We start from the raw sequence: 15,383 nt of genomic DNA, 5'->3' as shown, positions 1-15,383 counted from the left end.
TGACCCAAGCCATACCCGAGCATTCGAGTATGGATTAGGATGAGGACAAATCCCCCGAGGGAGCGTCGAAGGTCGTGTGGCGAGTGCTGACTGTCGTACTGATGATGGGACTGTCGTCCTGTTCCACGCCGCCCGTCCCGCCGTTGGAAACCCCCATTCCCAAGCCGCCGCCGCCGCGGCCCGAACCGCCCCGCTTCCGCCCGACCCCGGCCCCCGCCACACCCGAAAGTCTGACCGGGCTGAGCCGCGACGAAGCCCGCGCCCTGCTGGGCCGTCCGGCCAGCGAGACGGCGCGCGCCATGGGCACGGTCTGGCGCTACCGCCGGGGCGATTGCGCCCTGTCGCTGGTGTTCTATCCCGAGGTGGAGACCAATGTGGAGCGGGTGCTCAGCTACGAGTTCGAAGGCCGCGAGGAGGCCGGCGCCTGCTTCAGGCGCCTGCGGGACGCGGGAGGGCGCAATGGCAAGTGAGTCCCCCCTGATCGGCATCGTCGACGACGACCCGCTGTTCCGCGAAACCCTGGCGGGCAATCTGGCCGACGCCGGCTATGGCGTGCGGGCCTGGGAGTGCGGCGAGACCTTCCTGGCGGCCATGGAAAGCGGCCGGCGGCCCGACCTGCTGCTGCTGGACTGGAAGATGCCCGGCCTCAACGGCATCGAGGTGCTGCGGCGGATGCGCGCTGCCCAGTTGGCCCTGCCGGTGATCTTCCTGACCGTGCTGAGCGACCAGATCTTCGAGGAGGCGGCGCTGCTGGGCGGCGCGGTGGATTTCGTCGAGAAGTCGCGCAGCTTCACCATCTTGGAGCGGCGCATCCAACTGACGCTCGGACGCAACGCCGCCGAGCCCGGGGCCGCCCCCGCCCGGGTCGGCGGCCTCAGCCTGGACAGCGCCAGCCGCCGCGCCCAATGGCGGGGACGGCCGGTGGACCTGACGGTCGGCGAGTTCGCCATGGTCGAGACTCTGGCCGCCAAGGCCGGCCGCGACGTCAGCTACCGCGAATTGTATGATTCCGGACGCGGCAAGGGCTTCCACGGCGGAGCCGGCGAGGACGGCTACCGCACCAACGTCAGGGCCGCCATCAAGCGTATCCGCGAGAAGTTCAAGGCCATAGACCCCGATTTCGAGCAGATCGGCAACTATCCCGGCTTCGGCTATGTCTGGCAGGCCGGCCGCGATGCCTAGGCCCGCGCTGCGGCTGCGCTCCTTCGCCGTCAAGCTGGCCAGCGTCGCCCTGATCTTCGCCGTGGTCCCGGTATTGCTCTACCTGCAGTTGGAAACGGTGGAGAACCAGCGCAACGCCCTGATGCTGCGGCTGGCCCAGGAACAGGGAAAACTGGTGGGCGAGGCGCTGTTTCCCCTGCTGGAGCAGTTCTCACCGCGCAACGCCGACCGCATCGATCCGGCGGTGAAGCGCCTGGCCGAGGGCGGCATGTCGGTCAAGGTGCTGTTCCGCCCGGCCCCGGCCACCGGCGCCCGCACCTTCCTGCTGGTCGCCTCGGCCCCCGAGACCGGACCGCAGCAGGCCCGCGCCGCCATGGACCGGCTGGTGGACAGCGGGGTCCTCGCCCATCTGGCCGCCAGCTGCGAGGGCCGCGCCCCGCTGGCCGTGCGGCTGGCCGGGGCGCAGGAGGGGGCGGAGCTTCTCACCTATCTGGCGCCCCACGCCACCCGCCTGGGCTGCTGGGTGGTGCTGACCGCCCAGCCTACCGGCACCCTGCCGGAACAGGTGATCGGCCGCCCCTACTGGCAGTCGCCCGACGTGCAGGTGGCGGCCTCCATCTACCTGCTGATGGCGGTGCTGGTCCTGTCCATCCTCACCGACGCCTGGGGCAATCTGCGGCGTTTCCAGGCGGTGGCTCGCTCGGTGATCCGGGGCGAGTCCAAGGTATCGTTCGCCACGGGCAACCGGGTGCCCGAACTGGCCGAGACGGCCGCCGAGCTGGATTCCATGGTCGCCACCCTCAAACGGTCGGAACGGCTGCTGCGCCAGGCGGCGGAAGAGAACGCCCACGCCCTCAAAGCGCCCCTGGCGGTGATCTCCCAATCCCTGGAGCCGCTGGGCCGCGCCGTTCCCGCCGGCAACGCCCGGGCGCTCCGCGCCCTCGAACTGATCGGCCGGTCGGTGGAGCGGCTCGACGGCCTGGTTTCGACCATCCGCCGCACCGACGAAACCATCGCCGCCCTGATCGACCTGCCGCGCCGCCGGGTGGAAGCCTCCACCCTGCTCAACCGGCTGGGACGCGGCTACATCCGCATGGCCGCCGAACGCTCCATCGGCCTGGACATCGCCGTCGCCGCCGGCCTCCAGGTGTCCGGCCGCGACGAGATGCTGGAAGTGATCGCCGAGAACCTGCTGGACAACGCCCTCGATTTCTCGCCCCCCGGCGGACAGGTCGCCATGCGTCTGCGGGAAGAGGAGGGCATGGCGCTGTTGCGGGTCCAAGACAACGGCCCCGGCGTGGCCGAGGACGAACTGGAGCGCATCTTCGAACGCCACGTGTCGCGGCGCTCCGCGGGCCAGGGCGGCGATGTCGAGCATTACGGCCTGGGCCTGTGGATCGTGCGCCGCAACGCCGAAGCCATGGGCGGGCGCGCCTGGGCCGTCAACGCCCCCGAAGGCGGCCTGGAGGTCAGCGTCGCCCTCCCGCTGAGCGACTGAACCGGCGTCACAGCTTTATCACAGCCTTCTCACCCCCCGGTCCCGGCGGCAGGCGTATTCCTATCCGTGATGGGTTCATCCCAGCTCTGAAGGAATCAAGCCATGACCATCCGCTCGAACACCCCCGCCCGCCCCGCGACGGCCCTGGCCGCGGTCGTCCTGGCCATTGCCCTGTCGGGCTGCGCCAACATGACCAACCAGCAGCAGCGCGCCCTGTCGGGCGGCGCCATGGGCGCGGCCGGCGGTGCGGCCATCGCCGCCATGGCCGGCGGCGGCGTGGTGACCGGAGCCCTGATCGGTGCCGGCGGCGGCGGCGCCATCGGCGCCCTGCTGCCCGACAACTGGACCGGCCGCACGTCGTCGTCCGGGACCAAGACGTCCCGGTAGAACCCCCAGGAGGCGATCATGAACACCTTGATCCTTCGCTCCGCCCTGCTGGCCGCCGCCGCCGCCCTGACGCTGGCCGGCCCCGCCCAGGCCGACCCGCCGTGGAAGCACAACGGCCCGCCCGGCTGGTCCCGGCACCATCACGGCGGGCCGGACCACCGCGGCTGGCGCGGCTGGGACGACCGGCATGGCCATCGCCACGGCCCGCCGCCCTTCGTCTACGGCTATCCCGGGGTCGTGTACCTGCCGCCGCCGGTGGTCTACGCGCCGCGGCGCCCCGGCATCAGCATCCACCTGCCCCTGGACCTGCGCTAGGGGCGCGACGCCACAGGAGGAGACCATGCCGACATCCCGCCTCGCCCGCGACGCCGATATCGACTGGGATCTTCTGCGTCTCCTCGCCCGGACGGAAGCGGCGCTGACCTGGCCCGACGGCCCGCCGGACGAACCCGAGCCGTCGATCCCCCAAGGGCTGGATTTGCGCCACCCGGGAGACCTGGATTTGGTATCGCGGACGGTGATGCTCGCCGAGCTCCCGGCTCGGAACTAGGTGTTCGAGATGGCGCCGACCGGCCGGGGTGCCGCACGGGAGCGCGAGGCTTCGTGGATGCATTCCCGGAGGATGGGGTTGGTTTCGATCAGTGCGTCGAAATCGCGGGCCTGAAGGACCAGCAGCGAACAAAACCCCAGGGCGACCACGTCGGCATTGCGCCGCTCCCGGGACAGCAGCGCCATCTCGCCAAAGAAATCGCCGCTGCCTCGCCGGATGCGCGACGTCCCAGTCCAGACCTCGACGGCTCCGGACCCGACGAAATACATGCAATTTCCGACGTCGCCCTTCCTGATCAGGCTATCGCCGGGAACCGCCAGCATGGGACGCAGCAAGCCGGTGATCTCCGCCAACTGTTCCTGGGACAGGGCAGTGAACAGGGGAACCCTGGCAACCAGTTCCTGGGGACCGAGATGAAGGTCCAGGGCAGGCCGCCTGGCAAGGCGGCGGGAGCGTTCATCCAGTTCGGCCAGCAGGTCCTTGAGAACTTCGTGGCCGATGGCCGCCTCGGCGCGCAGCCGCAGATACTCCGCCTCCTCGATGCGCACGGCGGCGCGCTCCAGATACTGGAGCTGCAGCGCCCGCGAGAAATCGGCGTATTGCAGGCGCAATCCCGCCAGCGCCGTCTCGACGCTTTCCATGCGGGCGGCAATGGTCGTCATGATGGTCGCCGCGGCCTCGGCGCTGACCATCTGGGGCAGCTTGGTCCGGGCGAATTCCGTCAGTTCGCCGATGGCGGCCTGGACCATCAGCAGCACCTCGAAACGGTTGGCGATCTGCGCCGACAGCAAGCCGTCCAGGCCGAACCGGCGATGCAGCGCCAGCGCCAGCCGGAACCGCCAGCGAAACCCCGCGAACAGGGCCTGGGCTTGGTCATAGCCCCCGGCGCCGCCGGTCTTGACCCCATCCTGCAGCCGGGCGGCGCCGGCCAGCAGGGTCCGGGTGATGCGACCGCTGACCGTTCCCTCGTGATAATGGCGCAGATAGATGGCGTGCTCGCGGTCGGCCAGCATCATCAGGCCGCCGCGCACATCGTCCTCCCGGCTGAGCGCCGCGTCGCCGCCCACCTGGATTTCCGCCGCGCCCAGCCGCTCGGTATAGCGGTCGGCCAGTTCCACCGCCAGGTCCCGCTCGATGCCGTAATCGGCGGCGGCGTCGGTCACCCGTCGGCGCACCTCGGTCAGGGCGGTGGTGATGGCCCGGCTGCGCACCGCCATGTCCGACGGCGACAGCCGGTCCAGGCCGAGCAGACGGATCAGCGGCCGCAGCAGCGGCGCATTGACGAACAGGGTGAACAGCACGAAGGCGGTGCACATCACCGAGACGAACGATTTCACGTCGGCGGGGATGCGGGGGTTCTCCACCACCGCCAGGGCCAGGGCCAGCGAGATTGCCCCGCGCAACCCGCCCCACAGCACCACGGCGCGCAGCGGCATGCCCACCGGCTCGGCCCAGCCCAGCGCCGTCAACCCGGGGAACAGTCCGAACAGCACCATGGCGCGGGCGGCCAGCGCCGAGACGATCAGCACCGCCAGGACCACGAAATCGCCGCCGTCCATGCCCGCCAGCATCTCGGGAACCCGCATGGTGGCCAGCAGGAAGATCAGCGAACTGGCCCAGTACCCCACCTGCCGCCAGACATCGACCAGACTCGCCCAGGTCTCGGCCGAAACGCGGGTGCGGCCTTCGTAGCTGACCGCCAGAGCGGCGGTGACCACCGCCACCACCCCCGATACGTGGAGGTAATGCTCACCCAGCAGGAACACCAGATAGGCCGCCGCCACCGTCAGGGTGATCTCGGCGACGCTCTGGCCGCGCAACAGGACGAAGCTCCAGCACACCAGCCGCCCGCAGGCATAGCCGAAGGCCAGCCCGCCGGCGAAACCCCAGGCAAAGGCCAGGATACCCCCCAGCACGTCGGACTGGCGCTCGCCGGTCAGCATACCCAGGAACAGGGCGAACAGCGAGATGGCCGCCGCGTCGTTGAACAGGCTCTCACCCTCCACCAGCAGGCTCAGGCGGTGGGGGACGCCCAGGTCGCGGAAGATCCCGACCACGGCGATGGGATCGGTGGTCGAGACGATGGCCGCCAGCAGCAGGCAGGCGATGATGCCGATATCGGACACCCCGGCCAGGGCGAACCCGACCACGAAGGTCGACAGCAGCACCGCCACCACCGCCAGAAGCAGGATGGGCGCCAGATCGTCCATCAGCCGCCGCACGTCGATCACCACGGCGGTCTCGAACAGCAGCACCGGCAGGAACACCAGGATGAAGGCTTCCGACGACAGGTCGAAATGGCCCAGGGCGCCGAGGAAATCGGCGACCGGCCCGCCGCCCAGCATGGAAGCATTGCCGACGACCAGCCCGAGGACGATCCCCGCCGCCGCCAGAACCAGGGAGAACGCGACGTTGGCCCGTGCCGCGACCGGCACCAGCAAGGTCACCAGCCCCAGCAGCCCGGTGACGCCCAGCATCACCATGGAAATTCCCTGCATGCCCCTCCCCTTCCGGCCCGAACCGCCGAAGACGGCAACGCGCCGGCCCGACGGCCACGGCGACGCGGCCGGCGGCAATGCTATCGGCCGGCGCGTTCAAATGAAAGGCGTTGGTGGCGCCACCCCCAAGCACCGCCGGCCGGGAACCCTCCCGGCCGGCGGTCGTTCCTCGCGGCGATCAGAAGCTCAGGCGAAGATTGGCGGAAACCCCGAGTTCCTGCTGGGTCTCGCGTCCGACATTGGCCGTGCCCTCGAAGGTGAGGTCCAGGCCGGGGGTGATGGCCGAGGCGGTGCCGATGGACAGGCGGGCGGATTTCTCGGAAAGGGCAATCAGCTCCCTTTCATGCTCATAGGCGGCCGAGAAATAGCCCTGGGTGGAATCCGTCAGGGCCATCATGGCCCTGGCGCCGGCCCGGGCCAGCCAATGGGGGGAGGTGTCGCCCGGGACAAGGGTGTTCTCGCTGTCCCGATAGGTTTCGACCTTGCCATACTGGCCGCTGAAGCCGGAGAAGAGCTTCACGGCGAAGCGGTCGTTCAGGGGGATCAGGTATCCGACGTTGACGGCCGAGAAGAACGTCCTGGAATGGTTGCTTCCCGTCACCTTGCTTCCCGAGTTGTAGTCGCGCGTATCGATGAAGGAATGGGTGTAACCGACCAGGGCGTCGAAGGTGAGATTCTCGGTGGGGGCGAAGCCGATATACGGGGAAATGGTCAGCGAATCGGAGGATTGATCCAGCCGCCTGGCCCTGGAATTCCGCCCATCGGTCTCGGCCCGGCCGTAGCTCAGGGCCACACCGGCCAGCACCTGATCATTGATGGCGAAATCGACGCCGCCGACCGCGGTGTAGATATCGGTCAGGCGACGCTGCTCGCGGTCACCATCGGGAAGGATGCGGAGATAGGTGTAATCGACGCTGCCCCACGTGGCGACTCCGGACGCGGTCTCGCCGCCGGAAAGGCCGGTCGCCCCCTCGGACAGGCTGGTTTTCCTCGGGCCGGAATTCTGCTTGAACATGTTCCCGGACTGGAGAACCCGCCCCAGGCTGCCGCTGATGGCGTTCGAAATCGTCCGGACGACGTTCTGGGTCGATGCCTGGGTGACGGTGGTGGAGGTTGCAACCGCCGTCGGGAGGGTGCTGCTGCTGCTGCCCGAGGCATGGACAACACCCGTCGAACAGGCAAACGAGAAGACGCCAATTGCAAGTATCCGAGTGCGCCGCATCATATTACTCCAGAAGTGTGTTTTGACTGGTTGGCCAGGGATCTTCCTGGAATTCTGAACAAGGAAATACAGGTGCGCCTGCGACGCTCAGCCCGCGACGCAAGATCGGTCGATACCTAATTTTAGCGGATGCCATTCCCCCCGCCATACCCTCCAGGATAGCGAAAGCTGGTGCGGGCGACAATCCCCTTGGCATACATCAGCGCGTCGAAGTTCCGGCGTTCGAGACGGAAAAGCCGATACCCCCGCGAAAAGCCCGGGACTCGTTCCGCGCCCTGCCCGGCGGGGCGGGGCCGCGAATCTGTCTGGTGTTTTCACATGGCCGACACTATGACTGCGGCCGCACTCTCCCTCCCCGCCCAGGATTGGGGGCGGGAGCTCCGTCAGACGCATCACGCGGGACCATCACATGTTCGTCGGAATGGATTTCGGCACCACCAACAGCGCCGTCGCCCTGGCCGGAGCCGACCGGAACGTGGAGGTGCTGAACTTCGCCACTTCGGCCGGCCCGGCCTCGACGCTGCGCTCGGTGCTGGCCTTCGAGAATGCCCGGCGCGACGCCCAGCGCCGCATCCTGCCCCTGGTCGGCCATGACGCCATCGACGCCTATCTGCATGGCGACGGGGATTGCCGCTTCCTGCAATCCTTCAAGTCCTACCTGACCAGCCGGTCCTTCACCAGCACCGCCATCCATGGGGCGCCCTACTCCCTGGAGGACCTGGTGGCGCTGATCGTCGTCCGGCTGCGGCAAACCGCCGAGGCGGCGGGGGCCAGGGTCGAGCGGGTGGTGGCCGGCCGCCCGGTGCGCTTCGTCGCCGAGGGCGGCGAGGAGGAGGACGGCTACGCCACCGGCCGGCTGGTCGAGGCCTTCGCCAAGGCCGGCATCCACGAGGTGGTGTTCGAGTACGAACCCATCGCCGCCGCCTATTACTATGAAAGCACGCTGCGCCAGGACCAGACCGTGCTGGTGGCCGATTTCGGCGGCGGCACCAGCGATTTCTGCCTGATCCGCCTGGGGCCGGGGCGCGCCGGGCTGGCCCGGCCCGAGGACGCCATCATCGGCACCGCCGGCGTGGGCGTCGCCGGCGACGCCTTCGACCGCCGCATGGTCGAGCACGGCCTGTCCGACCATTTCGGCAAGCGCACCACCTATGTCAGCGACGGCAAGGTCCTGCCCATGCCGGCCTGGGTCTACGCCAAGCTGGAACGCTGGCACCATGTGGCCTTTCTCAACACGCCCTCGACGCTGCGCCTGCTGCGCGACCTGCGCCGCCATGTGGAACACCCCGACCGGATCGAGCAATTGCTGGCGCTGATCGAGCACAATCTCGGCTATCACCTCTATCGCGCGGTGGAACAGGCCAAGCGCGACCTGTCCCAGGCGGACGAGACCGTGCTGCGCTTCGACCACGATCCGGTGGTGGTGGAGCGCCGCATTACCCGCGCCGAGTTCGAAGGCTGGATCGGCAAGGAACTGGCCGCCATCGAAACCTGCGTCGACGGCTTGCTGGAGGCCACCGGCACCGGGCTTGCCCAGGTGGACCGGGTGTTCCTCACCGGCGGCTCGTCCCTGGTGCCGGCGGTGCGCGCCATCTTCGCCAGCCGCTTCGGCGAAGGCCGCCTCAGCGCCGGCGGCGAGTTCATCTCGGTCGCCACCGGCCTCGCCCAACGCGCCCGCGAAGTCTTCGCCTAGCTCCTGGATAGGCCTGGCGCCTCCGTGGCGATGCTGTCGAGCAGGGTCTGGCGCCGTATCGCGGCGGCCTCGGCCTGCCCCTCCCTGACCCGGCCGTATCCCCGGATGCCGTCGGGCAGCTCGGCCAGCTGGATGGCGGCCTCGTAGGTCGCCGGGGTCAGCCGGGCCAGAACCCAGGCGATGTCGGCCTCGTATTGCGCCGCCAGCCGGCGGGCGTTCCGCCGTTCCCGGCCGAAGCGGAAGGGATCGAGGACGGTGCCCCGAAGCCTTCCGGCCCGGGCCAGCAGGCGCAAAAGCGGCAGGGCGACGCCCTCCGGAACGGTCAGCTTTCCCTTGCGCCACCGGGATATCCAGGGATGGGCAAAGTGGAACTCGAGCCGCCAGGGGCCCTCGAAATCCTGCCGCAGGCCGTTCAGGAAGCCCTCGTCGCTCAATTGGCGGGCGACTTCGTACTCGTCCTTGTCGGCCAACAGATGGGCGTAGCCGGCGGCCACCGCCCCGGCCAGACGGGAAGCGCCCGGCATCACGGCGCTTTCGGCCTCATGGACACTCCGCACCAGGGCTTTCAGCATCCCGGCCTGGGCCGCCCCCCGGCGATCGGCGAGATGGGCGGCGAAGAACTCCACCCGCGCCGGCAACTCGGCGGGAGCCTGGACATCGCCTCCGCCATCCGGCGCGGCGAAGCCGGGCTCGGCAATGGCCAGGCGGCCGGCTCCAAAGGCCAGGCGGTTGTCCTCGGCGGCGGCCTCCATGCCGGCGATGGCCTGTTCCAGCGCGGCAAGGGGCACCGGCAGCAACCCTTGCTGAAAGGCCGCGCCGAGCAGGATCATGTTGGCCATGACGTTGCTGCCGAACAGCCGGTCGGCCAGCCCCGAGGCATCCAGCGCGGTCAGCGCGCCGTCGGCCCGCGCCTGCAGGAACCCGGCCAGCACCGCTCCGTCGGGCAGAAGCCCGGGATGGCGCGTGAAGTCGCCGGTCGGCGCCACATGCGTGTTGGCGACGATCCGGGTCCGATGGCGGCCGATGGCCTGGACGGGATCGTTGCCGCAGGCCACCACCAGATCGCAGGCGATCAGCACGTCGCACTGGCCGGCGGCGATGCGGGCCTGATGGGGCTGGCCCGACGCCACGATGCGCAGATGGCTGAGGACCGCCCCGCCCTTCTGGGCGAAGCCGGTGAAGTCCAGGACGGAGATTCCCTTTCCCTCCAGCTCGGCGGCTTTGGCCAGCACCCGCGCCACGGTCACCACGCCGGTGCCGCCGATGCCGGCGAACAGGATGTCGGCGTCCTTTCTGGCCGGGCCGGCCGGCGGCGGCAGATTGGCGATCCGCGCGGCGCCCCGGTCCGGGGCCGGCTTGCGCCGCCGCCCCCCCACCACCGTGACGAAGCTGGGGCAATAGCCCTCGACGCAGGTCATGTCCTTGTTGCAGGAGGTCTGGTCCACCATGCGCTTGAGGCCGAACGGACCCAGCCGCGGCACGATGGACAGGCAGTTGGAGACCTTGCCGCAATCGCCGCAGCCATCGCAGACGGCGTCGTTGATCACCGCATGGCGGGCCGGCGGAGCCATCTTGCCGCGCTTCTCGCGCCGCCGCTTCTCCGTGGCGCAAAGCTGGTCGTAGACCAGGACGGTGACGCCGGGAATATCGCGCAGTTCCAGCTGCACCGCCTCGATATCCCTGCGGTGGTGCAGCGTGGTTCCGGCGGCGAAGTCCCTGACGTCGTGGCGGGCCGGCGAATCGCTGACCACGGCGATGCGCCCGACGCCCTCGCCGCGCACCTGATGGGTGATGGCGGCGACCGTCAGCGGCCCGTCCACCGCCTGCCCGCCGGTCATGGCCACGGCGCCGTTGACGAGGATCTTGTAGGTGATGTTGGCCTTGGCCGCGACCGCCTGCCGGACGGCGAGGCTGCCCGAATGGTAATAGGTGCCGTCCCCCAAATTCTGGAAGACGTGGCGGGCGGCGGTAAAGGTGGACTGCCCGACCCAGTTGGCGCCCTCGCCGCCCATCTGGGTGATGAAGGCGGTGTCGCGGTCCATCCAGCACGCCATGACGTGGCATCCGACTCCCGCCTGTCCCCGGCTTCCCGCCGGTATGCGGGTGGACGAGCTGTGCGGGCAGCCGGAACAGAAATAAGGGCGCCGCGCCGGTGATTTGACCGGCGGCGGCGGCGGGACCGGGACCAGGCCGTCGGCCACCTGGACGAAGCGCTCCATGCCGGCCCGGCGCGACAGGCAGGCGGCCAGGGCGCGGGCGACCCGCCACGGCCGTATCTCGGCGATCTCGGGCAGCAATTCCGCCCCGGCCTCGTCGCTCTTGCCCAGGATCACGGGGCGGGTATCGCGGGGGGCGTTGTAGAACAGCTCCTTGATCTGCGTCTCGACCACCGGCAGCCGTTCCTCGACCACCAGGAGCAGCTCCAGCCCGGCGGCGAAGTCGAGCAACCCCTCGCTCTCCAGCGGATAGGACAATCCGACCTTGTAGACCCGCAAGCCGATCCGCGCCGCCTCGTCCTCGTCGATGCCCAGCAGGCGCAGCGCCTCCTGGAGGTCGCGGAACGCCTTGCCGGTGGCGACGATGCCCAGCCACGCCCGCTCGTCGCCCATGACCCTCCGGTCGAGGGGATTGGCGCGGGCGAAAGCCAGGACGGCCTTCTGCTTCACCAGGAGGCGCTCCTCGATGGCCGGGCTGGGATAATCGGGCCAGCGGATGTGCACCCCGTCGGCGGGGAAGGCGAAATCAGGGATGGCGTAGCGATGGTCGAGGTCGGGCAGCCGGGTGCACACCGTCGCCTCGACGCACTCGGAAATGGCCTTGAAGCCCACCCAGCCCCCGGAAAAGCGCGACAGGGCATAGCCGTACAGGCCGAATTCGAAATAATCGCGGATATCGGCGGGATTGAGGACCGGCATGCGCCAGCCGATCATCGCCGGCTCGCTTTGCTGGGGAAAGCTGGTGGACACCCCGCCGTGATCGTCGCCGACCACCACCAGGACTCCGCCCTGCGGCGAGCTGCCGAAGGCATGGGCGTGCCGGAAGGCGTCGCTGGCCCGGTCGACCCCCGGCCCCTTGCCGTACCACATGGCGAACACGCCATCGACCGTGGCCTCGGGATCGATTCCCGTCTGCTGCGAGCCCTGCACGGCGGCGACGGCCAGTTCCTCGTTGATCGCCGGCAGGAAGCGGATGGCCTTCGCCTCCAGCTCGGGCTGCCGCCGCCACAGGGCCTGGTCAAGGCCGCCAAGGGGGGAGCCGCGATAGCCGCTGACGAAACCGGCGGTGCGCAGACCGGAGCGGCGGTCGCGTTCGGCCTGGAGAAACAGAATGTCGATCAGCGCCTGCGTGCCGGACAGCATCCTCGGCGTATCCGGCGGGACAGCGGCGGTCGAATGCGCATGGCCGGCGGTCGGGTCTGACATTGGAACGGCTCCTCATACGCTTCCGGCGACGTCACCGCCAAGGCAGATGAGATAGGTTGCCTCATTCCCAGGAAAATGAATTTGCTATCTGGCGTGACATAACCGATTTTTAGGTAAAGCATTCCTCATTTAAGCACTATATGAGAATAAAATGGTTGCAGCTAAATTGGATTCGTTCGAGAAAGCAATTCTTTCCGCACTGCAGCAAGACGCGCGCCTGACCACACAGGAACTGGCCGAGAAAATCGGCTTGTCGGGAACACCGTGCTGGCGCCGGACGAAGGCGCTCGAGGAGGCGGGTATTATCCGCCAGTACGTCGCCTTGTTGGACCCGCGCAAGATCGGGCTTGGCGAATGCGTCTTTCTTCATGTCACCCTGAGAGGCCACGCCAACGGGGAAGGCGAGGTCTTCGAGAAGGCGGTCTGCGCCCTCCCCGAGGTCCTGGAATGCCATGCGACCATGGGAGAGGCCGATTACCTGCTGCGGGTGGCCATACCAAGCATCCAGGGCTATGGCGAATTCCTCCAGCGCCACATTTTCGGCATTCCGGGCGTCGCCCAGATCCGTTCCAACGCATCCCTGCGCCAGGTCAAATCCGAAACGGCCCTGCCCCTGGATTATGCGTAATGCCAAGGCTCACCGCCCGGCCCCCGGGCGGGAGCATTCGGATTTCCGCCGCGACTTGTTCCGTGCCGCCTTGCCTCTGCGGCCTCCTCCGTGCCATCGTTTCCCCAGTACAATTGTGGGGAAAACACATTGGCCGACGACTTCGCCAAGGCAGTCCAGCTCCATCAGGCGGGCAGGCTCCTGGAGGCCGTGGAGATCTACCAGCGAATTCTCGTCTCCAATCCCTATGACGAGGGGGCCAATCACCTGCTGGGGGTCGCCTGCTCCCAGATGGGCCAATTCGACCTGGCCATCCACCTGATCAGCGAGGCCATCCGCGCCAACGACCGGGTTCCCGACTACCACGTCAATCTGGGCAACGCCCAGTTCAGCGCCCGCCGCCTGCCCGAGGCCGAGGCCTCCTATCGCCGCGCCCTGGCCCTGAACGTCGATATTCCCGAGGCGTTGTTCGGCCTGGGCAACACCCTGGCCCAGACCGGCCGCCTGGACGACGCCCTGGTCGCCCACGAGCGGGCGGTGGCGCTGCGCCCTGCCTTCGTCGAGGCCCTGGCCAACATGGCCGGAGTGCTGAACCGCCTGGGCCGTCCGGCCGAGGCGGTGGACAAGCTGCGCCGCGCCGTGGCCGAACGCCCGGGAGAGGCCAGCCTGCACGCCGATCTGGGCCGCGCCCTGCTGGCCACCGACCGGCCCGCCGAGGCCGACGCCACCGCCGCCCGCGCCCTGCGCCTCGCCCCCGACAGCGCCCCCATCCTGGTGGCCGCCGCCGACGTGATCCGGGCGCGCGGACGCCTCGAGGAGGCCATGGAGCACGCCTCCCGCGCCGCCGAGCTTTCCCCCAATTACCCGCCAGCGGTGCTGATCCTGGCCCGGCTGCTGCGGGCCATGGGGCGCGACGAGCGGGCGGCGGAGACTTATCTGCGGCTGGCCGGCATCGAGAGCGCCGGGGTGTCGCACCTGTTCGAGGCGGCCAACGCCATGAACGAGATGCGCCGCCTGCCCGAGGCGGTGGCGCTGTATCAGACCCTGCTGGCCCGCGAGCACGATCATTCCGAGGTGTGGAACAACCTGGGCAACGCGCTGCGCGAGCAGGGCGAACTGGACCGCGCCGCTGAATGCTACGAGACCGCAGAGAAGCTCTGCCCCGACGACCCCATCGTCATGTCCAACCGGGCGGCCCTGCTGGGCAGCCTGGGCCGCGTCCAGGAGGCCGAGGCCCTGAGCCGCCGGGTGGTGGAACTGTCGCCGGGGGCGGCGGTCCCGCTCAGCAATCTCGGCCAGGCCCTCTACGCCCAGGGGCGCATGGAGGAGGCCCGGGAACAGTTCGATGCCGCCGGCCTCGCCGACCCGGACAACGACGACATCCGCTTCCACCGGGGCATCGTCCGGCTGATGCTGGGCGAGTTCACCGAAGGCTGGGCGCTGTACGAGGCGCGCTGGGGCAACCGCAAGCGTGCCGATGTCCACCGCCATCCCGGAACCCCGCAATGGCGGGGCGAGGATGTGGCGGGCCGCACCCTGCTGCTGTGGTCGGAACAGGGTTTCGGCGACACCCTGCAATTCGTCCGCTACGCCCCCCTGGCGGCGGCGCGCGGCGCAAGGGTGATCCTGGAGGTGCAGCCCGCCCTGGTCTCGCTGCTGCAAGGCATGCCGGGCATCGCCAAGGTGGTGGCGGTGGGCGGGGAGACCGGGCCGGTGGACCTCCAGGCGCCGCTGATGAGTCTGCCGCTGGCCTTCGGCACCACGCCGGACACCATTCCCGCCGCCATTCCCTATCTGGCTCCGCCGCCCGAACGGCTGGAGCCCTGGACCCGGCGGCTGAACGCCAGCCTGCCCCCCGGCTCCCGCATCGGGCTGGTGTGGGCCGGCGATTCCCGCGACCACGACATCGAATGCACGCTGATCGACCGGCGGCGCTCGCTGGCTTTGGCCCAATTGCAGCCGCTCCTGGCGGTGACGGGCGCCGCCTTCGTCAGCCTGCAGGTGGGCAGGCAGGGGCTTCAGGCCAGGGACGAGACGCGGGTCGCCGACCTGACCTCGGGCATCACCGATTTCGCCGATACCGCCGCCCTGATCGCCGGCCTCGACCTGGTGATCAGCGTCGACACCTCCACCGCCCATCTGGCCGCCGCCATGGGCAAGCCGGTCTGGCTGCTGTCGCGCTTCGACGGCTGCTGGCGCTGGCTGATGGGCCGCGACGACAGCCCGTGGTATCCGACGCTCAGGCTCTACCGCCAGCCCAAGGCCGGCGACTGGGAGACGCCCTTGGCCCGCATGGCGGCGGACCTGGCTGCCTGGTTGAAAGGACGGTAGCGGGCGGGACGCCC

At 69.3% G+C, this 15,383-nt stretch carries 13 protein-coding genes; 10 read left to right on the top strand and 3 right to left on the bottom strand.

The window, feature by feature from the left end:
* Positions 1 to 83: 83 nt before the first annotated feature.
* The 6 genes from H261_RS08925 (at position 84) to H261_RS08900 (ending at position 3,596) form a co-directional block, all read left to right on the top strand.
* The gene (locus tag H261_RS08925) at positions 84 to 470 is read left to right on the top strand and encodes a hypothetical protein (protein WP_235062901.1); all 387 of its coding nucleotides are present in this window, start codon (positions 84 to 86) and stop codon (positions 468 to 470) included.
* Positions 460 to 1,182, top strand: coding sequence for a response regulator transcription factor (locus tag H261_RS08920; RefSeq protein ID WP_008616641.1), 723 nt, complete (start codon positions 460 to 462; stop codon positions 1,180 to 1,182). Before H261_RS08925 ends, H261_RS08920 begins: the two co-directional genes overlap by 11 nt.
* Positions 1,175 to 2,659, top strand: a complete 1,485-nt coding sequence (locus tag H261_RS08915) for a sensor histidine kinase (protein WP_008616640.1) — start codon at positions 1,175 to 1,177, stop codon at positions 2,657 to 2,659. Before H261_RS08920 ends, H261_RS08915 begins: the two co-directional genes overlap by 8 nt.
* A 102-nt stretch (positions 2,660 to 2,761) precedes the next feature.
* Positions 2,762 to 3,046: a hypothetical protein gene (locus H261_RS08910; RefSeq protein WP_008616639.1), complete on the top strand. Its 285-nt coding sequence runs from the start codon at positions 2,762 to 2,764 to the stop codon at positions 3,044 to 3,046.
* Between the two features lie 18 nt (positions 3,047 to 3,064).
* The gene (locus H261_RS08905; protein ID WP_008616638.1) at positions 3,065 to 3,361 is read left to right on the top strand and encodes a hypothetical protein; all 297 of its coding nucleotides are present in this window, start codon (positions 3,065 to 3,067) and stop codon (positions 3,359 to 3,361) included.
* A gap of 25 nt (positions 3,362 to 3,386) precedes the next feature.
* Positions 3,387 to 3,596, top strand: a complete 210-nt coding sequence (locus H261_RS08900; RefSeq protein ID WP_008616637.1) for a hypothetical protein — start codon at positions 3,387 to 3,389, stop codon at positions 3,594 to 3,596.
* On the opposite strand, the gene H261_RS08895 is transcribed toward H261_RS08900, so the two are convergent.
* Entirely contained in the window at positions 3,593 to 6,094 is a 2,502-nt protein-coding gene (locus H261_RS08895) for a cation:proton antiporter (RefSeq protein ID WP_008616636.1), read from the bottom strand. The genes H261_RS08900 and H261_RS08895 overlap by 4 nt on opposite strands.
* Positions 6,095 to 6,272: 178 nt before the next feature.
* Entirely contained in the window at positions 6,273 to 7,109 is an 837-nt protein-coding gene (locus H261_RS08890) for an autotransporter outer membrane beta-barrel domain-containing protein (RefSeq protein ID WP_008616635.1), read from the bottom strand.
* Between the two features lie 37 nt (positions 7,110 to 7,146).
* Here H261_RS08890 and H261_RS25410 point away from each other — a divergent pair, with 37 nt between their 5' ends.
* Together H261_RS25410 and H261_RS08880 are read left to right on the top strand one after the other, a co-directional pair.
* Positions 7,147 to 7,374 carry a hypothetical protein gene (locus H261_RS25410; RefSeq protein ID WP_161625019.1) on the top strand — a complete coding sequence of 76 codons (228 nt, stop codon included), beginning with the start codon at positions 7,147 to 7,149 and terminating at the stop codon, positions 7,372 to 7,374.
* Between the two features lie 351 nt (positions 7,375 to 7,725).
* Positions 7,726 to 9,009, top strand: a complete 1,284-nt coding sequence (locus tag H261_RS08880) for an Hsp70 family protein (RefSeq protein WP_008616633.1) — start codon at positions 7,726 to 7,728, stop codon at positions 9,007 to 9,009.
* Here H261_RS08880 and H261_RS08875 read toward each other — a convergent pair.
* The gene (locus H261_RS08875; protein ID WP_008616632.1) at positions 9,006 to 12,368 is read right to left on the bottom strand and encodes an indolepyruvate ferredoxin oxidoreductase family protein; all 3,363 of its coding nucleotides are present in this window, start codon (positions 12,366 to 12,368) and stop codon (positions 9,006 to 9,008) included. The genes H261_RS08880 and H261_RS08875 overlap by 4 nt on opposite strands.
* Positions 12,369 to 12,582: 214 nt before the next feature.
* Here H261_RS08875 and H261_RS08870 point away from each other — a divergent pair, with 214 nt between their 5' ends.
* Together H261_RS08870 and H261_RS08865 are read left to right on the top strand one after the other, a co-directional pair.
* Positions 12,583 to 13,059: an Lrp/AsnC family transcriptional regulator gene (locus H261_RS08870; RefSeq protein WP_040476078.1), complete on the top strand. Its 477-nt coding sequence runs from the start codon at positions 12,583 to 12,585 to the stop codon at positions 13,057 to 13,059.
* Between the two features lie 129 nt (positions 13,060 to 13,188).
* Entirely contained in the window at positions 13,189 to 15,369 is a 2,181-nt protein-coding gene (locus H261_RS08865; protein ID WP_008616630.1) for a tetratricopeptide repeat protein, read from the top strand.
* Positions 15,370 to 15,383 lie beyond the last annotated feature (14 nt).

The sequence above is a fragment of the Paramagnetospirillum caucaseum genome (assembly GCF_000342045.1).
Lineage (GTDB): Bacteria > Pseudomonadota > Alphaproteobacteria > Rhodospirillales > Magnetospirillaceae > Phaeospirillum > Phaeospirillum caucaseum.
Note: the sequence above shows the minus strand (reverse complement) of the source record. Positions and strands in the feature narration are given on the sequence as shown.